Source organism: Aquabacterium sp. T101, from assembly GCF_057219775.1.
Genome location: NZ_JBXVVZ010000001.1, coordinates 654,526 through 677,094 on the forward strand (window position 1 = coordinate 654,526; position 22,569 = coordinate 677,094).

20 protein-coding genes and 1 tRNA gene are annotated in these 22,569 nt (G+C 69.8%); 5 read left to right on the forward strand and 16 right to left on the reverse strand.

Features of this window, described 5'->3' with window-relative positions; translation table 11 throughout:
- Positions 1-22: 22 nt before the first annotated feature.
- Both ftsH and AC2EAQ_RS03050 read right to left on the reverse strand, forming a co-directional pair.
- A complete protein-coding gene (gene ftsH, locus AC2EAQ_RS03045; protein ID WP_484640252.1) occupies positions 23-1,909 on the reverse strand; it encodes an ATP-dependent zinc metalloprotease FtsH in 1,887 nt (628 codons plus the stop codon).
- Between the two features lie 118 nt (positions 1,910-2,027).
- Complete coding sequence (locus AC2EAQ_RS03050) at positions 2,028-2,702, reverse strand: RlmE family RNA methyltransferase (protein WP_484640253.1); 675 nt, start codon at positions 2,700-2,702, stop codon at positions 2,028-2,030.
- 20 nt (positions 2,703-2,722) lie between these two features.
- On the opposite strand from AC2EAQ_RS03050, the gene AC2EAQ_RS03055 reads away from it, so the two are divergent.
- Complete coding sequence (locus tag AC2EAQ_RS03055) at positions 2,723-3,205, forward strand: YhbY family RNA-binding protein (RefSeq protein ID WP_484640254.1); 483 nt, start codon at positions 2,723-2,725, stop codon at positions 3,203-3,205.
- Here the strand turns inward: AC2EAQ_RS03055 and greA are convergent.
- From greA to AC2EAQ_RS03075, 4 genes are all read right to left on the reverse strand, one after another.
- On the reverse strand, positions 3,196-3,672 hold the full coding sequence (greA, locus tag AC2EAQ_RS03060) for a transcription elongation factor GreA (protein WP_484640255.1): 477 nt from the start codon (positions 3,670-3,672) through the stop codon (positions 3,196-3,198). The genes AC2EAQ_RS03055 and greA overlap by 10 nt on opposite strands.
- A gap of 74 nt (positions 3,673-3,746) precedes the next feature.
- The gene (gene carB, locus AC2EAQ_RS03065) at positions 3,747-7,004 is read right to left on the reverse strand and encodes a carbamoyl-phosphate synthase large subunit (RefSeq protein WP_484640257.1); all 3,258 of its coding nucleotides are present in this window, start codon (positions 7,002-7,004) and stop codon (positions 3,747-3,749) included.
- 1 nt (position 7,005) lies between these two features.
- Positions 7,006-8,157, reverse strand: coding sequence for a glutamine-hydrolyzing carbamoyl-phosphate synthase small subunit (gene carA / locus AC2EAQ_RS03070; protein WP_484640258.1), 1,152 nt, complete (start codon positions 8,155-8,157; stop codon positions 7,006-7,008).
- Positions 8,158-8,313: 156 nt separating this feature from the next.
- Positions 8,314-8,727 (reverse strand): GlcG/HbpS family heme-binding protein, encoded by a 414-nt coding sequence (locus tag AC2EAQ_RS03075; RefSeq protein WP_484640259.1) that lies wholly within the window; start codon positions 8,725-8,727, stop codon positions 8,314-8,316.
- A gap of 160 nt (positions 8,728-8,887) precedes the next feature.
- Here AC2EAQ_RS03075 and AC2EAQ_RS03080 point away from each other — a divergent pair, with 160 nt between their 5' ends.
- Positions 8,888-9,586: a Bax inhibitor-1/YccA family protein gene (locus AC2EAQ_RS03080; RefSeq protein ID WP_484640260.1), complete on the forward strand. Its 699-nt coding sequence runs from the start codon at positions 8,888-8,890 to the stop codon at positions 9,584-9,586.
- A gap of 49 nt (positions 9,587-9,635) precedes the next feature.
- Here AC2EAQ_RS03080 and rlmD read toward each other — a convergent pair whose 3' ends face one another.
- Genes rlmD through surE form a run of 5 tightly spaced genes read right to left on the reverse strand, consistent with a single transcriptional unit; the run spans position 9,636 to position 14,276 of the window.
- A complete protein-coding gene (gene rlmD / locus AC2EAQ_RS03085) occupies positions 9,636-10,973 on the reverse strand; it encodes a 23S rRNA (uracil(1939)-C(5))-methyltransferase RlmD (RefSeq protein WP_484640261.1) in 1,338 nt (445 codons plus the stop codon).
- A 34-nt stretch (positions 10,974-11,007) separates the two neighbouring features.
- Positions 11,008-11,787 (reverse strand): 3'-5' exonuclease, encoded by a 780-nt coding sequence (locus tag AC2EAQ_RS03090; RefSeq protein WP_484640262.1) that lies wholly within the window; start codon positions 11,785-11,787, stop codon positions 11,008-11,010.
- Positions 11,788-11,809: 22 nt separating this feature from the next.
- On the reverse strand, positions 11,810-12,751 hold the full coding sequence (locus tag AC2EAQ_RS03095) for a LysM peptidoglycan-binding domain-containing protein (protein ID WP_484640264.1): 942 nt from the start codon (positions 12,749-12,751) through the stop codon (positions 11,810-11,812).
- Positions 12,748-13,527, reverse strand: coding sequence for a protein-L-isoaspartate(D-aspartate) O-methyltransferase (locus AC2EAQ_RS03100; protein ID WP_484640266.1), 780 nt, complete (start codon positions 13,525-13,527; stop codon positions 12,748-12,750). Before AC2EAQ_RS03100 ends, AC2EAQ_RS03095 begins: the two co-directional genes overlap by 4 nt.
- Positions 13,524-14,276 carry a 5'/3'-nucleotidase SurE gene (surE, locus tag AC2EAQ_RS03105; RefSeq protein WP_484640270.1) on the reverse strand — a complete coding sequence of 251 codons (753 nt, stop codon included), beginning with the start codon at positions 14,274-14,276 and terminating at the stop codon, positions 13,524-13,526. Before surE ends, AC2EAQ_RS03100 begins: the two co-directional genes overlap by 4 nt.
- Positions 14,277-14,317: 41 nt before the next feature.
- Here surE and AC2EAQ_RS03110 point away from each other — a divergent pair, with 41 nt between their 5' ends.
- Genes AC2EAQ_RS03110 through AC2EAQ_RS03120 form a run of 3 tightly spaced genes read left to right on the forward strand, consistent with a single transcriptional unit; the run spans position 14,318 to position 18,349 of the window.
- Positions 14,318-15,286 (forward strand): NADPH:quinone oxidoreductase family protein, encoded by a 969-nt coding sequence (locus AC2EAQ_RS03110; protein ID WP_484641142.1) that lies wholly within the window; start codon positions 14,318-14,320, stop codon positions 15,284-15,286.
- A gap of 26 nt (positions 15,287-15,312) precedes the next feature.
- On the forward strand, positions 15,313-16,050 hold the full coding sequence (locus AC2EAQ_RS03115) for a LuxR C-terminal-related transcriptional regulator (protein WP_484640271.1): 738 nt from the start codon (positions 15,313-15,315) through the stop codon (positions 16,048-16,050).
- Positions 16,051-16,084: 34 nt separating this feature from the next.
- The gene (locus AC2EAQ_RS03120) at positions 16,085-18,349 is read left to right on the forward strand and encodes a sensor histidine kinase (RefSeq protein ID WP_484640273.1); all 2,265 of its coding nucleotides are present in this window, start codon (positions 16,085-16,087) and stop codon (positions 18,347-18,349) included.
- Positions 18,350-18,386: 37 nt separating this feature from the next.
- On the opposite strand, the gene AC2EAQ_RS03125 is transcribed toward AC2EAQ_RS03120, so the two are convergent.
- From AC2EAQ_RS03125 to pheT, 5 genes are all read right to left on the reverse strand, one after another.
- Positions 18,387-18,878: a DUF4124 domain-containing protein gene (locus AC2EAQ_RS03125; RefSeq protein WP_484640274.1), complete on the reverse strand. Its 492-nt coding sequence runs from the start codon at positions 18,876-18,878 to the stop codon at positions 18,387-18,389.
- Between the two features lie 322 nt (positions 18,879-19,200).
- Positions 19,201-19,277: transfer RNA gene (locus AC2EAQ_RS03130), tRNA-Pro, on the reverse strand.
- A 41-nt stretch (positions 19,278-19,318) separates the two neighbouring features.
- Entirely contained in the window at positions 19,319-19,720 is a 402-nt protein-coding gene (locus AC2EAQ_RS03135; RefSeq protein WP_484640275.1) for a MerR family transcriptional regulator, read from the reverse strand.
- A 35-nt stretch (positions 19,721-19,755) separates the two neighbouring features.
- Positions 19,756-20,124, reverse strand: a complete 369-nt coding sequence (locus AC2EAQ_RS03140) for an integration host factor subunit alpha (RefSeq protein WP_484640276.1) — start codon at positions 20,122-20,124, stop codon at positions 19,756-19,758.
- Positions 20,125-20,142: 18 nt separating this feature from the next.
- Positions 20,143-22,566 (reverse strand): phenylalanine--tRNA ligase subunit beta, encoded by a 2,424-nt coding sequence (gene pheT / locus AC2EAQ_RS03145; RefSeq protein WP_484640277.1) that lies wholly within the window; start codon positions 22,564-22,566, stop codon positions 20,143-20,145.
- Between the last annotated feature and the right edge of the window lie 3 nt (positions 22,567-22,569).

Here is a 22,569-nt window from a genome sequence, read left to right on the forward strand (position 1 = left end):
TTCAGAGATCGGGCGTGCCGCCTCAGGCCGTGGTGGCCGCGGGGCCGCCGACCGCCGGCGCCGTGCCGCTGCCGCCGGAGGGCGGCGTGCTGCCGCTCCAGTCCTTCGGCGCCCGCGGCGGACGGCCGGCCATGATGTCGTCGATCTGTTCGCCGTCGATGGTCTCCCACTCGAGCAGCGCCTTGGCCATCGCGTGCATCTTGTCCTGGTTGTCCTCGATCAGCTTGCGGGCGATGCCGTACTGCTCGTCGATGATGCGGCGCACCTCGACGTCCACCCGGCGCATCGTCTCCTCGCTGATGTTGGTGGTCTTGGTGACCGAGCGGCCGAGGAACACCTCGCCCTCGTTCTCGGCGTAGACCATCGGGCCCATCACGTCGCTCATGCCGTAGCGCATGACCATGTCGCGGGCCATCTGCGTGGCGCGCTCGAAGTCGTTGGACGCGCCGGTGGTCATCTGGCTCATGAACACTTCCTCGGCGATGCGGCCGCCGAAGAGCATGGAGATGCGGTTGAGCATCTGGACCTTGTCGACGCTGTAGCGGTCCTTCTCGGGCAGCGACACGGTGACGCCCAGCGCGCCACCGCGCGGGATGATGGTCACCTTGTGCACCGGATCGAGCTTGGGCAGCATCTTGCCGATCAGGGCATGACCGGCCTCGTGGTAGGCGGTGTTGCGGCGCTCGTCCTCGTCCATGACCATGGACTTGCGCTCCGCGCCCATCATGATCTTGTCCTTGGCGCGCTCGAAATCGATCATCTCGACCACGCGGCCGTTGCGGCGCGCGGCGAAGAGGGCCGCCTCGTTGACGAGGTTGGCCAGGTCGGCGCCGGAGAAGCCCGGCGTGCCGCGCGCCAGGATGTCGGCACGGATGTCCTGGCCGACCGGCACCTTGCGCATGTGCACGTTGAGGATCTGCTCGCGGCCGCGGATGTCGGGCAGCGTCACGTAGACCTGGCGGTCGAAGCGGCCCGGGCGCAGCAGCGCGGGGTCGAGGATGTCCGGCCGGTTGGTGGCCGCCATCACGATGACGCCGAGGTTGGTGTCGAAGCCGTCCATCTCGACGAGCATCTGGTTGAGCGTCTGCTCGCGCTCGTCGTTGCCGCCGCCCAGGCCGGCACCGCGGTGACGGCCGACGGCGTCGATTTCGTCGATGAAGATGATGCAGGGCGCGCTCTTCTTGGCCTGCTCGAACATGTCGCGCACGCGGGCCGCGCCCACGCCGACGAACATCTCGACGAAGTCGGAGCCCGAGATGGTGAAGAACGGCACCTTGGCCTCGCCGGCGATGGCCTTGGCCAGCAGCGTCTTGCCGGTGCCCGGGGGGCCGACCAGCAGCACGCCGCGCGGGATGCGGCCGCCCAGCTTCTGGAACTTCTGCGGGTCCTTCAGGAAGTCGACCAGTTCCTTGACCTCCTCCTTGGCCTCGTCGCAGCCGGCGACGTCAGCGAAGGTGGTGGTGTTGTTGGCCTCGTCCAGCATGCGGGCCTTGCTCTTGCCGAAGCTGAACGCCCCGCCCTTGCCGCCGCCCTGCATCTGGCGCATGAAGTAGATCCAGACGCCGATCAGGAGCAGGAACGGGCCCCAGCTGATCAGGATGGTCATCAGCAGCGACGGCTCCTCCTCGGGCTTGGCCGAGACCTGGACGCCGTACTTCATCAGGTCGCCCACCATCCACAGGTCGCCCGGGGTGGCGATCGTGTAGGCCTGGCCCTCGGTGGGGCTGACCTTCAGGTTGCGGCCCTGCACCTCGACGCGCTTGATCTTGCCGGCACGCGCGTCTTCCATGAACTGCGTGTAGGTGATCGACTCGACCGGACGCGTCTTGTCGAGCTGCTTGAAGACCGTGAACAGGACCAGTGCAATCACCAGCCAGACAGCGATCTTCGAAAACCATTGATTGTTCACCGCGGCTCCTTGTGCCGTTGCACCACGCCGGTTCGGCGCTGGGGTGCATGTGGTGCCGATTCTAGACGCGTCAAGTGCGTCACCGCCCGGCAGATTTCGACGCCAACCCCGCGTCGCGTCAGGACTTTTTCAGACCAATCCCGACGATGAAAGTTTCCGATGACCGGTCCCGGCTCGCCTTGGGCTTGATCGGCTTGACGACCCGGAAGCTGCGCTTGAACAGTTCGACCAGCTGGCTGTAGCCGCTGCCGTGGAACAGTTTGGCCACCAGCGCGCCTTCCGGCTTGAGGTGGCGCAGTGAAAAGTCCACGGCCAGCTCGACCAGGTGGGCGATCCGCGCCGAGTCGGCGCTCTCGATGCCGGACAGGTTGGGCGCCATGTCGGACACCACCAGATCCACCGCCCGCCCGCCCAGGGCCGCCTCCAGCCGGGCCATCACCGCGTCGTCGCGGAAGTCGCCCTGGATGACCTGCACGCCCTCGATCGGCTCGAACTCCAGCAGGTCGAGCGCGATGATGGTGCCGTCCAGCTCGCCGGTCGCCGCACCGCCGGCGCCCAGGGCGCGCGGCGCGAAGCGCCGCCGCAGGTACTGGCTCCAGGCCCCCGGCGCCGCGCCCAGGTCCACCACCACCTGCCCCGGGCGCACCAGCCCGAGGGCCTCGTCGATCTCCTTGAGCTTGTAAGCGGCACGGGCACGGTAGCCCTCGCGCTGGGCCATCTTCACATAGGGGTCGTTGACGTGATCGTTGAGCCACGCCTTGTTGACCTTCTTGCTTTTCGTCTTGACTTTCATCGCACCCGGATAATAGGGACATGACAGCCCTCAGCCTGACCGCCGCCCAGCGCCGCGAGCACCGCGCCGCCTCGCATCATCTCGACCCGGTCGTGCTCATCGGCGCCGACGGCCTGACGCCCGCGGTGCGCAAGGAGGCCGACGCCGCCCTCACCGCCCACGGGCTGATCAAGGTGCGGGTGTTCAGCGACGACCGCAACCAGCGCGAGCTCCTGCTGGCCGAACTGGCCGACGCGCTGGATGCCGCCCCGGTGCAGCACATCGGCAAGCTGCTGGTGCTGTGGCGGCCGGTGCCGCCCAAGGAACGCGCCCCCCGGGAGGACCGCGGCGCCGCGCCCCGCGTGGTCAAGGTGCTCAAGTTCAGCAAGAGCGGCAACCACCGGCCCCAGGTCAAGAAGCTGACGGTGCGCGGCAACGAGCGGCTGACGGCCGGCGGCACGGTCAAGCGGGCCCGCAAACGGCCGGCCGGCACCGGCACCAAGAAGAAAGCGCTTCAGACGTAGCGCACGCCGATGATCTCGAAGCTGCGCGTGCCGCCGGGCGCCTGGAACTCGGCCACGTCGCCGGCTTCCTTGCCGATCAGGGCGCGGGCGATCGGCGAACTGATGGAGATCAGGCCCTGCTTCAGGTCGGCCTCGTCGTCGCCGACGATCTGGTAGGTCACGCCGGCGCCGCTGTCCTCGTCCTCCAGGTCGACGGTCGCACCGAACACCACGCGGCCGCCGGCGTCCAGCGTGGCCGGGTCGATGATCTGCGCCGCGGCCAGCTTGGCCTCGAGTTCGAGGATGCGGCCTTCGATGAAGCCCTGCTTGTCCTTGGCCGCGTCGTACTCGGCGTTCTCGGACAGGTCGCCCTGCGCCCGCGCTTCCGAGATCGCCTGGATCACGGCATGGCGCTCGACGGTCTTGAGCCGATGCAGTTCGGACTTGAGCTTTTCCGCGCCGCGCACGGTGAGAGGAACGGTGGCCATGGGCTGTGGGGGGTGGTCCGAAACGAAGCCGCCGCCGGCGCGATGCACCGGCGGCGGACAGATGGGCAGGAATTCTAGCGGGGAAGCTGCGCGTGAAGCTCCTGCAGCGACATCACGCCGATGTCGGCGCGGTGCTTCAAGGCCTCGGTGGCCGCCTCGCAGCCGGCCATCGTGGTGTAGTAGGTCACGCGGTTGGCGATCGCGGCGGTGCGGATGTAGCGCGAGTCGGCGATCGCGGTGCGGGTCTCGTCCACCGTGGTGAACACGAGCTGGATCTCTCCGCCCTTGACCATGTCGGCGATGTGCGGCCGGCCGTCCTTGATCTTGTTGACCACCTTTACCGGCACGCCGGCCGCGGCGATGGCGGCAGCGGTGCCCTTGGTCGCGAGCACGCTGAAGCCCAGCGCATGCAGGTCGGCGGCGACCTGGGCCGCGCGCGGCTTGTCGCCCTTCTTGACCGTGATCACGACCGTGCCCTTGGAAGGCAGGCGCGAACCGGCACCGAGCTGGCTCTTGAGCATGGCCTCGCCGAAGGTCGAGCCCACGCCCATCACCTCGCCCGTCGAACGCATCTCCGGACCCAGGATCGGATCGACGCCGGGGAACTTGTTGAACGGGAACACCGCTTCCTTGATGCTGTAGTACGGCGGGATGACCTCGCCGCGCACGCCCTTCTGCGCCTTCAGCGCCGTGCCGGCCATGCAGCGCGCCGCGATCTTGGCCAGCGGCTGGCCCGTGGCCTTGCTGACGTAGGGCACGGTGCGCGACGCCCGCGGGTTGACTTCGAGCACGTAGACCGTGGCCGCGTCGCCCTCGCCCTGGATCGCGAACTGCACGTTCATCAGGCCCACCACCTTGAGCGCCTTGGCCATCACGGTGGTCTGGCGCCGCAGCTCGTCCTGCAGCGCCGCGGACAGCGTGTAGGCCGGCAGCGAGCACGCCGAGTCGCCGGAATGGACGCCGGCCTGCTCGATGTGCTCCATGATGCCGCCGATCATCACGTCGGTGCCATCGCTGATGCAGTCGACGTCGACCTCGATCGCGTCGTCGAGGAAGCGGTCGAGCAGCACGGGCGACTTCTCCGACACCCGCACCGCCTCGCGCATGTAGCGCTCGAGATCCTTGTCGCCGTGCACGATCTCCATCGCCCGGCCGCCCAGCACGTAGCTCGGCCGCACCACCAGCGGGTAGCCGATCTCCTGCGCCAGCTGCAGGGCCTGCTCCTCGGTGCGCGCGGTGCGGTTGGGCGGCTGGCGCAGGCCGAGCGCCGTCAGCAGCTTCTGGAACCGCTCCCGGTCCTCGGCGATGTCGATGCTGTCGGGCGTGGTGCCGATGATCGGCACGCCGGCGCGTTCCAGGTCGAGCGCGAGCTTCAGCGGCGTCTGGCCGCCGTACTGCACGATCACGCCGGTGGGCTTTTCCTTGTCGACGATCTCGAGCACGTCCTCCAGCGTGACCGGCTCGAAGTAGAGCCGGTCGCTGGTGTCGTAGTCGGTCGACACGGTCTCCGGGTTGCAGTTGACCATGATGGTCTCGTACCCGTCCTCGCGCATCGCCAGCGCCGCATGGACGCAGCAGTAGTCGAACTCGATGCCCTGCCCGATGCGGTTGGGGCCGCCCCCGAGCACCATGATCTTGCGGCGCGTCGTCGGCTCGGCCTCGCACTCCTCGTCGTAGGTGGAGTACATGTAGGCCGTCTCGGTGGCGAACTCGGCCGCGCAGGTGTCCACGCGCTTGTACACCGGCCGCACGCCGAGCTCGTGACGGCGCTCGCGCACCTCATGCTGATGGGTGCCCAGCAGCCTGGCCAGCCGCTTGTCCGAGAAGCCCTTGCGCTTGAGGTAGCGCATCTCGTCGGCCGTCAGGCTGGCCGCGGTGCGGCCGGACAGTGCCTTCTCGGTGGCCACGATCTGTTCGATCTGGGCCAGGAACCACGGGTCGATCCGCGTTTCCTCGAAGATTTCGTCGAGCGTCATGCCGATGCGGAACGCGTCGCCCACGAACAGGATGCGCTCGGGACCCGGGTTGCCGATGGCCTCGACGATCTCGTCGCGGTCGCCGCCGTGCACGTCGGTGCGCTCGGACAGGCCGTCGATGCCGGTCTCCAGGCCGCGCAGCGCCTTCTGGAAGCTTTCCTGGAAGGTGCGGCCCATGGCCATCACCTCGCCCACGGACTTCATCTGCGTGGTCAGGTGCGGGTCGGCCTCGCGGAACTTCTCGAAGGCGAAGCGCGGGATCTTGGTGACGACGTAGTCGATGCTGGGCTCGAAGCTGGCCGGCGTGGCGCCGCCGGTGATGTCGTTGCGCAGCTCGTCGAGCGTGTAGCCCACCGCGAGCTTGGCCGCCACCTTGGCGATCGGGAACCCGGTGGCCTTGGAGGCCAGCGCCGAGGACCGCGACACGCGCGGGTTCATCTCGATCACGATCATCCGGCCGTTGTCCGGGTTGATCGAGAACTGCACGTTGGAGCCGCCGGTGTCCACGCCGATCTCGCGCAGGATCGCGATCGACGCGTTGCGCATCAGCTGGTATTCCTTGTCGGTCAGCGTCTGCGCCGGCGCCACCGTGATCGAGTCGCCGGTGTGGATGCCCATCGGGTCGAGGTTCTCGATGGAGCACACGATGATGCAGTTGTCCGCGCGGTCGCGGACGACTTCCATCTCGAACTCCTTCCAGCCGATCAGCGACTCCTCGATCAGCAGCTCGTTGGTCGGCGACAGGTCGAGGCCGCGCTTGCAGATCTCCTCGAACTCCTCCGGGTTGTAGGCGATGCCGCCGCCGGTGCCGCCGAGCGTGAAGCTGGGTCGGATGACCATCGGGAAGCCCGAGCCGCCGATGTCGGCCTGGATGCGCTTCTGCACCGCCCAGGCCTCTTCCATCGAATGCGCGATGCCGCTCTTGGCCGAGTCCAGGCCGATGGAGGTCATCGCGTCCTTGAACTTGAGCCGGTCCTCGGCCTTCTCGATCGCGCGTTCGTTGGCGCCGATCATCTCGACGCCGTACTTGGCCAGCACGCCGTGGCGATGCAGGTCCAGCGCGCAGTTCAGCGCCGTCTGCCCGCCCATGGTGGGCAGCACCGCGTCGGGCCGCTCCTTGGCGATGATCTTCTCGACCACCTGCCAGGTGATCGGCTCGATGTAGGTGGCGTCGGCCGTGCCCGGGTCGGTCATGATCGTCGCCGGGTTGCTGTTGACGAGGATGACGCGGTAGCCTTCCTCGCGCAGCGCCTTGCAGGCCTGGGCGCCGGAGTAGTCGAACTCGCAGGCCTGGCCGATGACGATGGGGCCGGCCCCGATGATGAGGATGCTCTTGAGGTCTTGACGCTTCGGCATGTCAGCGTTGCTCCATCAGCTTCACGAAGCGGTCGAACAGGTAGGCGATGTCGTGCGGGCCAGGGCTGGCCTCCGGGTGGCCCTGGAAGCAGATGGCCGGCCGGTCGGTGCGGGCCAGCCCCTGCAGGGTGCCGTCGAACAGGCTCACGTGCGTCGGACGCAGGTTCGCGCCGAGCGACTTCTCGTCGACCGCGAAGCCGTGGTTCTGGCTCGTGATCGACACGCGGCCGGTGTCGAGGTCCTTCACCGGGTGGTTGGCGCCGTGGTGGCCGAACTTCATCTTGAAGGTCTTCGCCCCCGAGGCCAGCGCCATGATCTGGTGGCCCAGGCAGATGCCGAAGGTGGGCACGCCGGTGTCGATCAGGGTGCGCGCCGCCTCGATGGCGTAGTCGCAGGGCTGCGGGTCGCCCGGGCCGTTGCTGAGGAACACGCCGTCGGGCTTGAGGGCCAGCACCTGCGCGGCAGGGGTCTGCGCCGGCACGACGGTGACCCGGCAGCCCCGCGATGCGAGCATGCGCAGGATGTTGCTCTTGATGCCGAAGTCGTAGGCCACCACGCGCCAGCGCGGCGCCTGCACGGTGCCGTAGCCCGAACCGAGAGCCCACTCGGTCTCGGTCCACTCGTAGGGCGCCTGCGCCGACACCACCTTGGCGAGATCCAGGCCGGCCATGCTGGGCGCCGAGCGCGCGGCCGCGATGGCCTGCTCAATGACCGCGGCGTCGACCCTTGTGCCCGGCTCGAAGGCCAGGATCGCGCCGTTCTGCGCACCCCGGGTACGCAGCACGCGCGTCAGGCGACGGGTATCGATGTCGGCGATGGCGACGGTGCCTTCCCGTCGCAGGTACTCCGACAGACCCATCGTCGCGCGGAAGTTGGACACGCGGATGGGCAGGTCCTTGATCACCAGGCCCGCGGCAAACACCTTGCGGGACTCGACGTCCTCGGTGTTGACCCCGTAATTGCCGATGTGCGGATACGTCAGTGTGACGATCTGCTGGCAGTAGCTCGGGTCGGTGAGGATTTCCTGGTAGCCGGTGAGCGCGGTGTTGAACACCACCTCGCCGACGGTGCGACCGGGCGCGCCGATCGAGGTGCCGTGGAAGACCGTGCCGTCGGCAAGGGCGAGCACGGCGGGAGGCAGGACAGGCAGCAAAAGAAGCTCCGGGGCGAAGCGCTCCCGGTTTGTCCACCGGCCCACCGGGCGTGGGGGGCCGAGTTGCTGGACCGTCGTGGCGTGCTGGAAAACCGGGTGCGCGGGGGCTGGCGAAAAAGCCAGCGATTGTAGCCGCCCCCCTCGCCGGACGCCGGCCTACCCCCCCAAAGCGGCGATGCCGGCCTTGGCGATCTGCGCGTCCTCGGTCGACTTCACGCCGCTGACGCCGACCGCGCCGACGCAGTGGCCGTCGACCATGACCGGCACGCCGCCTTCCAGCAGGCCGTCGATCTCGGGCGCGCTGAGGAACGCGGTGCGCCCGCCGTTGACGATGTCCTCGTACACCTTGGACTCGCGCCGCCCGAGCGCGGCCGTCCGCGCCTTGGACGGGGCGATGTGCGCGGACACGGGCGGCGTGCCGTCCAGCCGCTGCAGCCACAGCAGGTGGCCGCCGTCGTCGACGATGGCGATCGCCACGGCCCAGCCGTTGCGCCGCGCCTCGGCCTCGGCGGCCGCCGCCATGCGGCGCGCATCGTCGTGACACAGGTAGGGTTTCTTCTGAAGAGCCATGCCAGCAGGGGTCGGGGTTGCAGTCGTTTCACTGTAAGTCACCGCCGGGCCGGCATTGGTGGACGCGGCGTGAGGGCATTCCTGACCGGGATGACGGGGAACTAGAATCGTCGGGCCCGGTCTATGACCGGCGTCACCATCAACATTGGAGGTTCGTGACATGGAAGACCGCCTGCACACCGCATATGCCAGCCAAGCTGGCGCCGGCGCGCTCGCCGGTAACCGCAACCGCGTCCTGCGCAACACCTACTGGCTGCTGGCCCTGTCGCTGGTGCCCACGGTGCTGGGGGCCTGGATCGGCGTGTCCACGGGCATCATGGCCCGCATGGGCACGGGCCTGTCGCTGATCGTCTTCTTCGCCGGCGCCTTCGGCCTGATGTTCGCGATCGAGAAGTTCAAGAACTCCGGCATGGGCGTGGCCCTGCTGCTGGGCTTCACGTTCTTCATGGGGCTCATGCTGTCGCGCCTGGTCGGCACCGTGCTGGGCTTTTCCAACGGCTCGTCGCTGGTCATGATGGCCTTCGGCGGCACGGCGGCGGTGTTCTTCGCGATGGCCAGCCTGGCCAGCGTGGTCAAGCGCGACCTGTCGAACATGGGCAAGTTCCTGCTCGTGGGCGCGATCCTGCTGCTGGTGGCCGGCGTCATCAACGTGTTCGTGCAGTCCAGCGCGCTGATGGTCACGCTGGCCGTGATCGCCATCGGCCTGTTCTCGGCCTTCATGCTGTACGACATCAAGCGCGTGATCGACGGCGGCGAGACCAACTACGTGTCCGCCACCCTGGCGATCTACCTGGACATCTACAACGTGTTCCAGAGCCTGCTGGCCCTGCTGGGCATCTTCGGCGGCGAGCGCGAGTAAGCCAGCAGCGGCATCACCGCCAAGCACGAGGGGCCTTCGGGCCCCTTTTTCATGCCCGCTCGAAGACCGCGATCGACTCCACGTGTGCCGTGTGGGGAAACATGTTGACCACGCCGGCCGCCGCACAGCGGTAGCCGGCCTGATGCACCAGCAGCCCCGCGTCGCGGGCCAGCGTCGCCGGGTTGCAGCTGACGTAGACGATGCGCTCCGGCGGCTGCCAGTCGCCCGCCTGGGCCAGGTCCGCCGCGGCCTTGACCAGGGCGAAGGCGCCTTCGCGCGGCGGATCGATCAGCCAGCGGTCGGCAGCGCCGTCGGCCCGCAGCAGGTCAGGCGTCATCTGGAACAGGTCGCGGGCCGCGAAGGCCGCCTGCAGCCCGTTGCGTGCCGCGTTGTCCCGCGCGCGCTGCACCAGCACCTCGCTGCCTTCGATGCCGAGCACCTCGTGCGCGCGCGTGGCCAGCGGCAGCGTGAAGTTGCCCAGCCCGCAGAACCAGTCGATCACGCGATGCGTCGGCCGGACGTCGAGCAGGTTCACCGCCCGCTGGACCAGTACGCGGTTGATCTGCGGGTTGACCTGCGTGAAGTCGGTCGGCCGGAACGGATGGGTCACGCCGAACTCCGGCAGCGCGTAGGCCAGCACCGGCCCGCCCTCGTCGAGCAGCTTCACGGTGTCGGGTCCCTTGGGCTGCAGCCACCACTGCACGCCATGGAGCTGACCGAAGGCCCGCAAACGCTGCAGGTCGGCCGCGCCCAGCGGCTCGAGGTGGCGCAGCACGAGTGCGAGCACGTCGTCGCCCATCGCCAGCTCCACCTGCGGCAGGGTCTCGCGCGCGTCCATCTGCATCACGAGGTCGCGCAGCGGCATCAGCAGCGCCTCGGCGCGGGGCGGCAGCACGGGGCACACGCGCATGTCGGCGATGTAGCGCGACTTGCGTTCGTGGAAACCCACCAGCACCGTCCCCTTCTTGGCGACGTAACGCACGGACAGTCGGGCGCGCTGGCGGTAGCCCCAGGCCGGCCCCTCGATCGGACGCATCACGCGATCCGGCCGCACCTTGGCCAGGTGCCAGAGGTTGTCCTCGAGCGTGCGCTGCTTCACCGCCACCTGGGCCGCCGGGTGCAGGTGCTGCATCTTGCAGCCGCCGCAGGCGCCCGCATGCAGGCCGAAGTGGGGGCAGCGCGGGGCCACCCGCTGCGAGCTCTCGCGCGACCAGGCGGTGACACTGGCCTGCTCCCACTGGTTCTTGCGGCGGTGGACCTGCACCTGCACGCGCTCGCCCGGCAGGGCTCCTTCGATGAAGACGACCTTGCCTTCCGACTCGTGAGCCACGCCCTGGGCTTCCAGGTCCAGCGACTCGACGTCGAGCCATTCGCCTTGAGATGTCATGCCCGGATTATCCCGGGCAGGCCGCGAGGCCCGGTCAGGCCCAGGCGGCCAGGTACTCGGGCCAGTGGGGCTCGTCGATCAGCCCCAGCGTCTCGCGCACCAGCGCCAGCTCGCGGTCGTGCTCGGCGTCGGTGAAGCCGCCGCGCATCTTCTGGAATCGGCAGTAGACGAGGTAGGTGTTGACGACGTCAGTCTCGCAGTAGCGCCGGATGTCCTCCAGCTTGCCGTCGAGGTACGCGGGGTATACCTGCGACCCGTCCATGCCCAGCTTGCCGGGCAGGCCGCACAGCCGGGCCATCGCGTCCAGCGGCGCGCTCGCTCTCGGCTGGTACAGCGCCAGCAGGTCCATCAGGTCCAGGTGGCGGGTGTGATAGCGCGAGATGTAGTTGTTCCACTTGTACTCGCGGTCATCCTCGCCCAGGTCCCAGTACTTGTCGGCGCGCACGCCGTGCTTCAGGCCACGGTAATGCAGCACCGGCAGGTCGAAGCCACCGCCGTTCCAGCTGACCAGCTGCGGCTGATGCTTCTCGATCTTGTCGAAGAAGGTCTGGATCAGGGCGCCCTCCTCGTCGCCGCTGCGGTCGACGAAGGACTGCACCGTCAGGCCCTTGGCGTTGCGGAACACGCAGGACACGACCAGCACGCGCTGCAGGTACAGCGGCAGCATGTCGGACTTGCCGGCCTCCTTGCGCTCAGCCAGCTCCTGCGCCAGCACCTGGGCGTCCGTCAGCTCGGGATCGGCCTCGCGCAGCAGCCTCAGGCCGGCGATGTCGGGAATGGTCTCGAGGTCGAAGACCAGAACGGAAGCCGCCATGACACCCCGCTTCGGGAGATGCTCAGCGCGCAGGCAGCAGGCGCGCCGGGTCGACCGGCTTGCCGAGCCGGCGGATCTCGAAGTGCAGCTGCACGCGTTCGGCGTCGCTGGAGCCCATTTCGGCGATCTTCTGGCCGCGGCGCACGACCTGGTCCTCCTTGACCAGCAGCGCCTGGTTGTGCGCGTAGGCCGTGAGGTAGCTGTTGTTGTGCTTGACGATCACCATGTTGCCGTAGCCGCGCAGACCGGAGCCGGCATAGATGACGCGGCCGTCGGCCGCCGCCAGCACCGGGTCGCCGGCCTTGCCGGTGAAGACCAGCCCCTTGGTGCGCACCTCGTCGAACGGCACTGCCACGGCAGCGGCCGCGGGCCAGCCCCAGGCGATGTCGTCGTCGCCTTCGCGCGTACCCGTCGCCCCGGTACCGGTGGCGGCTGTTGCCGCTGCCGGCGCGGTGGACGGCGCCGGCGCGGCGGCCGGCGATGTCGGCGTGGCGGCCGACGCCGCGGTGCCAGCCGGGCGCGCGTCGAGCGGGCGCGTCTCCACCCGGGCGGTCGCGCCGGCCACGGGACGTGCGGCGGCAGCGGACGCGTCGACGCCAGGCGGCACCACACGCAGAACCTGCCCGACCTCGAGCACATTGGGGTTGTCGATGCCGTTCCAGCGGCCGATGTCGCGCCAGTTCTGGCCGGTCTCGAGCCCGATGCGCATCAGGGTGTCGCCGGGCTTCACGGCGTAGTAGCCGGGCTTGCCGAGGTTCTCGATGCCCGGCGGCGGCTTCGGCGCTTCGGTCGGTGCCGTGGTGGTGGTCGTGGCGGCAGGTGACGCGGCACGCGGCGCCGCCCGGTCTTCCACCGGCGCCCGATGCGTCGGCGACGCGCAGCCGGCCGCGAGAGCCAGGGCCAGCGAGGCCAGGGCCAGGTTCGACAAGGACCGGATCGAACGATGCATTGCGAGGAACTTCATGCCGTGCCGGATCTTAACGGGACGAATCGGACGGCTTCGTGAACCCGGCGGGTCCAGCCCGACGCGTCCCGGTCCACCGTGGCCAGGGCCTGGGCGCCAGCGGTACTGGTGTGGACCGGCGCCACCAGGCGGCCGCCTTCGGCCAGCTGCTCCAGCCAGGCCGGGGGAATGTCTTCGCCGCCCGCCGCGCTGACGATGGCGTCGTAGGGGGCGTTGGGCGGGTGGCCGAGCCGGCCATCGCCGTAGACCAGCCTCAGGTTGTCGCTGCGCATCGGCGCCAGCGTCTCGCGCGCGCGCTCGTGCAGCGGCTGCAGGCGTTCCACCGACACCACCTGGCGCGCCAGGCAGGCCAGCAGGGCCGCCTGGTAGCCGCAGCCGGTGCCGATCTCCAGCACGCGGCCGAGCCGGGTCTGACCGGGATGGCGTTCGAACAGCAGTGCGAGCATGCGCGCCACGACCGACGGCTTGGAGATCGTCTGGCCATGCCCGATCGGCAGGCTGGTGTCCTCGTAGGCCTGTGCGGCCAGACCGGTGTCGACAAACAGATGGCGCTGCACCTGGGCCATGGCCGCTAGCACCGGTGGGCAGTCGATGCCTTCGGCGCGGATCCGCTCCACCATGCGCAGGCGCAGGGCCGGCGACACCAGGCCGGGATCGTCGGCCACGGCGCGCGCCACCGGCCGAGGCGGCGCAGCCGCCGGCGCAATGGCCGGCCGCGTGCCCACCTTGTCCAGCGGCAGCGGAAAGCGCGACGGTCGGGCCGGCCGGTCGGTCATGACCGCTGCGGAAACAGCGCGCCCCAGTGGCCGAGCGCCGCATGGTCGGTCAGGTCCACCTGCAGAGGCGTGATCGACACCTGGCCTTGCGCCGTGGCGTGGAAGTCGGTGCCCTCCCCGGCCTCGCGGGCGTCCCCGGCCGGCCCGATCCAGTAGAGGGTGTCGCCGCGCGGGCTCTGCTGCCGCACGACCGGCTCGCTCGCGTGACGCCGCCCGAGACGGGTGACCCGCCGCGGCAGGGCCGCCGCGTCGGCATGGTTGGGGATGTTCACGTTGAGCAGGAAGGGTCGGCCGCCGTGGTCGGTGGCGATCACGGACTCCACGATGGAGCGCGCCGTTGCCGCCGCGGCGTCGAGGTGGCCCCAGCCCTTGTCGACCTGCGAAAACGCGATGGCCGGAATGCCGAACAGGAAGCCTTCCATCGCGGCGGCCACGGTGCCCGAGTAGAGCGTGTCGTCACCCATGTTGGCGCCGTTGTTGATGCCCGACAGCACCAGGTCCGGCCGCTGCGGCAGCAGGCCCGTGAGGGCGACGTGGACGCAGTCCGACGGCGTGCCGTTGACGTAGCGAAAGCCGTTGACGCCCTGGTACAGCGACAGCGGCCGGTGCAGCGACAGCGCGTTGGACGTGCCGCTGGAGTTCTGCTCCGGGGCGATGACGTCAATGTGCCCGAGCCCCTGCATGGCCTGCACCAGTGCCGCCAGCCCGGGGGCGAGATAGCCGTCGTCGTTGGCGATCAGAATACGCATGCGGACCATTGTAGGGACGCATCCCCTTCCAGGAGTCGATGATGCAGGCATGGCTTTGCGAGAACCCGATCGGCGTCGAGGCGCTGCGATGGACGACGCTGCCGACGCCGGAGCCCGGGCCGGGCCAGGTGCGGGTGGCCGTTCGGGCCGCGAGCCTGAACTTTCCGGACCTGCTCACGGTGCAGGCCAAGTACCAGGTCAAGCCGCCCCTGCCCTTCGTGCCGGGCTGCGAGTTCTCCGGCATCGTCGAGGCCGTGGGCGACGGCGTGACGCACCTGCGACCGGGCGACCCCGTGGCTTCGCTCGGCTCCACCGGGGGCTTCGCCACCCATGCGTGCGTGAGCGCCTCGCAGGTGATGCCCGTGCCTGGCGGCGTCGACATCGAGGACGCGGCCGCCTTCGCGTTCACCTACGGCACGTCGCACCATGCGCTGGCCGACCGCGCGCAGCTGCGCCCGGGCGAAACGGTGCTGGTGCTCGGCGCCGCCGGCGGCGTGGGCAGCGCCGCGATCCAGATCGCCAAGGCCATGGGCGCCCGCGTGATCGCCGCCGCGTCGAGCGCGGACAAGCTCGCCTTCTGCCGCGGTCTGGGTGCCGACGTGCTGATCGACACGTCGACGCAACCGCTGCGCGACGCGCTCAAGGCCGCCGGCGCGACGCCCGACGTGGTGTACGACCCGGTGGGTGGCGACCTCGCCGAGCCCGCGTTCCGATCGATCGCCTGGCGCGGCCGCTATCTCGTGATCGGCTTCGCTGCCGGCCCCATCCCGGCGCTGCCGCTCAATCTGGCCCTGCTGAAGGGGGCGTCGATCGTGGGCGTGTTCTGGGGCGACTTCGTCCGCCGCGAGCCCGAGGGATTCCGTGCCTCGATGGCCGAGCTGATGCGCTGGTACGCGCAAGGCAAGGTCAAGCCGGCCATCGACTGCCGCCTGCCGATGGACCGCCTGCCCGACGCCTACGCACGCATGGCCACCCGTGGCGTGATGGGCAAGGTATTGCTGGTGAACTAAGATCGGTCGGCACGGGAGCAAAGAAGATGGCGGTCAAGGTCCTGATCCTCGAAGACAACCCGGTGGCCAGGGCCTTCCTCTGCCGCGTGGTGCGCGAGAGCTTCAGCGACCTGATCACCATCACCGAGGCCGGGGACCTCGAGGCCGCGCGCCGGCACATCGCCCTGGCCGGCGGCGCCAGCGGGCTGCACGGCACCGACCCGTTCAAGCTGATCCTGGTCGACCTGGAACTGCCCGACGGCAACGGCATGGATCTGCTGGCCGAACTGGCGCATTACCCCGCCACCAAGATCGTCACCACGCTTTATTCGGACGACGACCACCTGTTCCCCGCGCTGCAGCGCGGCGCCGACGGCTACCTGCTCAAGGAAGACCGCTTCGAGGTGCTGGTGGAGGAACTGCAGAAGATCGTGCGCGGGCAGCCGCCGCTGTCGCCGGCGATCGCGCGTCGCCTGCTGACGCACTTCCGCTCCGGTGGCGACACGGACGCCGCACGCCCCGGCACGGGCCTGTCGAGCGCCGGCTTCACGTCCAGCAAGCCGGTGCCGCTGGTGGAGAAGCCGCTCGACCACGAGCGCCTGACGCCGCGCGAGAGCGAGGTGCTCACCTATCTCAGCAAGGGCTTCACGATCAAGGAGATCGCGAACCTGATGGGCATCAAGTGGTTCACGGTCAACGACCACATCAAGTCCATCTACAAGAAGCTCAACGTGTCGAGCCGCGCCGAAGCGGCGGTGCTGGCCAGCAAGCAGGGCCTGGTCTGACCGCACGCGGTCCGTGACGGCCGGGCGCCCGATCGTGTCGACGCCGAAGCCCGCCCCCCTGGCCGCGTCCCTGGGCGAGCCGCCCGCGGACTCCACCTTCGACGATGGCGCCTGGGACCGGCGCGCGCGCCAGCGCACGCCGTCGGCGCGTTGGATCGGCTGGCGCCTGCGCGCCCTCGTGGTCGCCGCCCTGCTCGGCTGCTTCGGCATGTTCCTGGTGCTGCGGGCCGTGGCGCTGGTGCCGGCACTGGACGGTCACCTGCGCGCCGACGACAGCGGCGTGCTTCGGCTCGTCGACGGCACCCCGCCGTCGCCGCAGATCGTGGCCCTGGTCGGCGCCGACGGGCAGCCGCAGCGCGTCGATGCCGTTCTCACCCGGCGCAGCGCGCGCTGGCTCGCGTCCGACATCGAGCGTGCCGAGCACCGCCGGCAGCACGACCTGCTCGCCGCGGCACTGGCCCAGGGCAGCGTCGGCTTCATCGACGTCCAGGGCCAGGTGCATCGGGTCGAGGCGCGCCCGCGCGGCGCCGCCGGCCTGGGCTGGATGTTCTGGCTGCTGTCGACGCTGGCCCTGCTGCTGTACCAGGTGACGATGGTGGTGGTGCTGGCCCGGCCCGAGCCCCGCAATCTGCTGTATGCGGTGATGGCGCTGGGACAGGTCGGCAACCTGCTGTTCATCGCCGCCCTGTCCACGCCGACCCTGGGTTGGCCGGCGGGCTTCATGGGATGGGAGCATGGCCTGCGCACGGCATTCGACCTGTCCACCGCGGCAGCGCTGGTCCACGTGGCCAACCTGCATCCGCGACGCGTGCCGGGAGCGCGCTGGCGCAACCCGCTCGCGTGGACCGTGGCTGCCGTCATCACCTATGGGGTCTGGACCGGCACGGCGCTGTCAGGATGGTGGTGCACGCAGGGTGCCGCCATCGTGGCGGCCGCGGTGGCGATCGGGCAGCTGGCCTGGATGCAGCGCCATGCGCCGCACCCCGTGGCGCTGCAGCTGCTGCGCTTCTGCTCGATCGCCGCGGCCACCCTGGTCCTGTTGACCGCCACCGTGGCCGCCCTGGGGCCGGCGCTCGATGCGCGCGGCCAGGCCGCGTCGATCGGATCGACCGTGTGGGTGGTGTTCTTCGCCACGATGCTGCTGCTGCTGCCCTTCCTGGCGCGCACGCAGCAGCTGATGCGCGAGTTCTCGCTCGTGGCGGGCGTGAGCACCGTGGCCACCGCGCTCGACCTGCTCTTCGTGGCGGTCTTCTCCTTCGGCAACTTCGCGTCGCTGACGCTGGCGCTGTTCATCTCGCTGGCCGTGTATGCCGGTGCGCGGCAGTGGCTGCTGTCGCAGGTGATGTCGCGCCAGCGCCTGACCACGGAGAGGATGTTCGAGCACCTCTACCGCATGGCCCGCGAAGTGCAGGCCCAGCCCGGCAGTGCCGCGGATCCGCTGGCCCGCCTGCTGCGCGAGCTGTTCGCGCCGCTCGACCTGCAGCGCACCGACCGACCGACCCGCAAGTCGCGCGTGGTCAGCGACGGCGCCAACCTCGTGGTGCCGGTGCCCCAGCTCGTCGCGCCGGCGGACGGCACGGTGCCGCCGCCCGCGTCGCTGGTGCTCGGCTTCGCCGAGCGGGGACGCCGGCTCTTCACCGAGGACGATGCGCGGCTCGCGGATCGCATCGTCGACCTGGTGTCCCGTGCGGTGGCCTTCGACCAGGCGGTCGAGCGCGGCCGCAGCGAGGAGCGCGTGCGCATCGCCCAGGACCTTCACGACGACATCGGCGCGCGCCTGCTCACGCTCATGTACCAGGCACCCACCGTCGAGATGGAGGACTACCTCCGCCACACGCTGAAGGACCTGAAGACGCTGACGCGCGGCCTCGCGGCGCCGGGGCACCGCTTCTCCCACGCCGTGGCCGAATGGAAGGCGGACATCGCGCAGCGCGCCGAGGCCGCCGACTGCGACCTGGGCTGGAACTTCACGTTCGACGCGGACTTCGAACTCAGCGTCGTGCAGTGGTCGGCCGTGACACGCGTGCTGCGCGAGCTGGTCAGCAACGCGCTCAGCCACGCGCAGGCCACCCGCATCGACATCGCGGGCCGCATCGAGGGCGACACGTTGACGCTGACCGTGGCCGACAACGGCATCGGCCGGGCTCCACAGGATTGGTCGCACGGCCTCGGCCTGGGCGGCGTGCGCAAGCGCGTCAAGCAGCTGGGCGGCCGTGTCCGCTGGTTCGAGAACGACGGCAGCGGCATCGTCTGCGAAGTGGTCGCCCCGACCTTTGCGCCGGCCGGCCCCGACGCCTAGGGCGCCCGAAGGGGCCGCGCGCTGCTTCGGCGACCCGTCAGCGCGCCGGCGCGTTCGCGGCAGGGCCGAAACCCAGCACCCGCGCCTCGTCCTCGCTGAGCACGCATTCGAAGAGGCGTTCGCCCTCGTAGCCGCCCAGCGGCCCGCGCGCATTGATGCGCATGGCGTAGACCCGCGAAGCGATCAGCTCCTGGTGCACGCGAAGCGCGCGCGCTCCCTGGTATCGCACGGAACCGATGGTGACGCTGGCGGGGTCGGCAAACGTGCTGGGCGCCCTGGCGTGGGCCTCGCACAGGGCCGCGCCCTTGGGCGATCCGGCCGTCGCAGGCGCCGTTGCGGGCGCCGATGCTGCAGCTCGGGCCGCAGCCGCGGCGGTACCGTCGACGCGACGCCCTTCGGGGCAGGGAGCCTGCTGGAACACGACGCGACCGCCGACGTCGCACCGATAGGCCTGCGCGTGGGCGGCCGGGCTTAGAACCAGCGCCGCAGCGCCTGCAGTCAGCCAGCGCAGAACGGTTCCGCCGGCCACCGCGAAGCGTCGCCTATTCGACGCTCTGGCAGCTGGGGGCGCACACCATCTCGGTGCGGCCCAGAAGGCGCTTGGAACGCAGTTGCGCGGCCTGCCTATGCTTGCCGCAGAGGAAGCACGAACGCGTGGTTCCCGTGCCCACGAAGGGCGAGCCTGGCGGCTTGGCCCCGTAGCGAAGACCATCCGCGGACAACTTGGTCGTGACGACTTTTGATGACATGGGTCCCGTTCTTCGCAGAGTCCGTACCGTGCAGGACACCGGGCTCGGTGACCTTCGGGTACGCGGGTGAGCTCCGAGATGGAGCTCACCCGTTGACTGAATTGGTCGGGGTGGCGGGATTCGAACTCGCGACCCCTTGCACCCCATGCAAGTGCGCTACCAGGCTGCGCTACACCCCGACGAAGCTCGGAATTATACCGGGTGAGTGCGACCTGCTCGCTCAGGGCTCGAGAAGCTCGCGCAACGCGAGCAGCTCGGCGCGCAGTTGCAGCGTGGACAGCTCGGCCACCTCGGGCAGCGGCATCGGTTCGTCGATCGGTGGGTCGAAGTCGGCGTCCGCTGTGTCGACGCCGTTGCCCTGCGCGGCCACGGCATCGCCGAGCCGGTTGCGCGCGCCGCTGATGGTGAAGCCCTGCTCGTAGAGCAGGTCGCGGATGCGGCGGATCAGCAGCACCTCGTGGTGCTGGTAGTAGCGGCGGTTGCCGCGCCGCTTCATCGGTTTGAGCTGGGTGAACTCCTGCTCCCAGTAGCGCAGCACATAAGGCTTGACGCCACACAGCTCGCTCACCTCACCGATGGTGAAGTAGCGTTTGGCTGGAATCGGCGGGAGCGCTTTCTCCATTGAAATCAAAGGCTTTCAGCGGGAAAGCTCAGAATCTACTCGAACTCGTCTCCCGTGGAGATGTCGCCTTGCACGAGGCCCTTCAATTTGTGGCTGGCGTGAAATGTGACCACGTTGCGCGCCTTGATCGGGATGGCCTCGCCGGTGCGCGGATTTCGGCCCGGCCGCGGCGCCTTGCGGCGGATGTTGAAGTTGCCGAAGCCCGACAGCTTCACGTCCTCGCCCTTGACCAGGGCGCCGTGCAGGATGTCGAAGAAGGCCTCGACCATGTCCTTGGACTCACGCTTGTTCAAGCCCAGGTGGTCGAACAGCATCTCGGCCAGTTCCGCCTTGGTGAGCGTGGGGGTCTCCAGCGACGGGATCATCACGCTGGACTTGGGTGCCGACGGCTCGGACGCGCTCATCGATCGGGTTCCTTCCGGTCAGGTACGAAGACGGGCACCCACGGCACGGCGGGCCCGCTCCAGGGCGGCGTCCAGTGCGGCGCCGATGCGCTCCTCGGTGAGCGTGGTCGCGTCGTCGCGCAGTTCGATGCGCACCGCGAGGCTGCGCTCGCCCTCGGCCCAGCCCTCGGTGCCGGCCTTGGGGCGATAAACGTCGAACAGGGTCGCGCCGCGGACCAACCCGGCGGCGTCGTCGGTCAGGGCGGTCATCAGTGCGTCGTGCGTCACGCCCTCGCCCACCACCAGCGCGAGGTCGCGCAGGGCCGACTGCTGGCGCGGCGGCGTCGTCGCCACCGGCACGGGCCGGGCCAGCACGGCCGCCAGGTCGAGTTCGAACAGCACGGGGGGCTGGGCGATCTCGTACGCCTGGCACCACTGCGGATGCAGTTCGCCGAGCCAGCCGATGACCTGGCCTGCGACGGAGACGGTCGCGCATCGACCCGGGTGCAGGGCCGGATGCACGCCGGCCGCGAACACCGGCTGCAGCGGTTGAAGCAGCGCCTGCACGTCGCCCTTGACGTCGAAGAAGTCGACGCCGCGCTCGGCCACGCCCCACTGCGTGCCCTGGGCCGGGCCCCAGGCGAGACCGCCCACGCGCAGCGGCTGGTCGATGCCGGCGACCGTGGTGTCGCCGTCGGTGACCGCGGCGTCACGGCGATAGGTACGGCCGATCTCGAACACGCGCACGCGCGGCGCGCGGCGCGACAGGTTGTGGCGCAGCGTGGCCACCAGGCTGCCCATCAGGCTCGATCGCATCACCGCCAGCGGCGCGGCGATCGGGTTGAGCACGCGGATCGGGTCCGGGTTGCCGGCCAGTTCGTGTTCCCAGCGCGGCTCGACGAAGCTGAAGGAGATGGTCTCCTGATAGTCCAGCGACGCCAGCAGGTGGCGCGCCGCGTTCGCGCTGCGCTGCGACTCGGGTCGCACGCGCGCTACCACCGGCGCCCGCGGCGGATCCCCCGGGAGCTTGTCGTAGCCGATCACGCGGATGACCTCCTCGATCAGGTCCTCCTCGATCGTCAGGTCGAAGCGCCAGCTCGGCGGCGTCACGGTGATCGTGCCGTCGCCCTGGCGGCAGGGCAGCCCCAGGCGGCCCATCACGTCCGCGCACTGCGCCTGGGTCAGCGGCAGGCCGATCACCTTGGCCGCGCGGGCCACGCGCAGCGTCACATCGCGACGCTCGGGCATGGCCGGCTGCAGATCGGTCACCGGGCCGGCCTGGCCGCCGCACACCGACTGGATCAGCGCCGTGATGCGCTCGATGTGCTCGACGGTGTGGGCGGGGTCCACACCGCGCTCGAAGCGATGCCCCGCGTCGGTGGAGAAGGCGTAGCGGCGCGACCGGCCCTGGATCGCCTCAGGCCACCAGAAGGCCGCCTCGACATACACGTTGCGCGTGTCGTCACCCACCGCCGTGGCGTCGCCGCCCATGATGCCGGCCAGCGATTCCACCGCCGATGCATCGGCAATCACGCCGACGCTGCCGTCGAGTTCGACCGTGTTGCCGTTGAGCAGCTTGAGCTGCTCGCCGGGCTTCGCCCATCGCACCACCAGTTCGCGGTCGATCTTGTCGAGGTCGAAGATGTGCGACGGCCGGCCGAACTCGAACATCACGTAGTTGGAGATGTCCACCAGCGCGGACACGCTGCGCTGCCCGCAGCGCGCCAGCCGGTCCACCATCCAGGCGGGCGTCGGCGCCTTGGGGTCCACGCCGCGGACGATGCGGCCGCTGAAGCGCCCGCACAGGTCCGCAGCCTCCACGCGCACCGGCAGCGTGTCCGCGTGGGCCGTGGTCACCGGCACGAAGGCGGGTACCTTCAGGGGCGCACCGGTGAGCGCGGACACCTCGCGTGCGATGCCGAACACCGACAGGCAGTGACCGAGATTGGGCGTCAGCTTGAGCGTGAAGACATGGTCGTCCAGCGCCAGCACGGACCGGATGTCCTCGCCCAATGGCGCTTTGGCGTCCAGTTCCAGCAGGCCGCCATGGTCCTCGCTGAGATGCAGCTCGCGGGCCGAGCACAGCATGCCCCGGCTTTCCACGCCGCGCAGCTTGCCCACGCCGATGCGAAAGGGCTTGCCATCGGGCCCGGGCGGCAGTTCGGCGCCGACCAGCGCCAGCGGCACGCGGATGCCGGCACGCGCATTGGGGGCGCCGCAGACGATCTGCAGCGGGCCGTCCTTGGAGTGCACCCCCGCGTCGACGCGGCACACCCGCAGCTTGTCGGCATTGGGATGCGGCTCGGCCTCGACGATCTCGGCCACCACCACCTGCGAGAACGGGGGTGCGACGGGCCGGCACTCCTCGACCTCCATGCCGGACATGGTGAGCAGGTCGGCGAGTTGCTGCGTCGACAGCGCGGGATCGCAGAACTCGCGCAGCCAGCTTTCGGGGAATTGCATCTT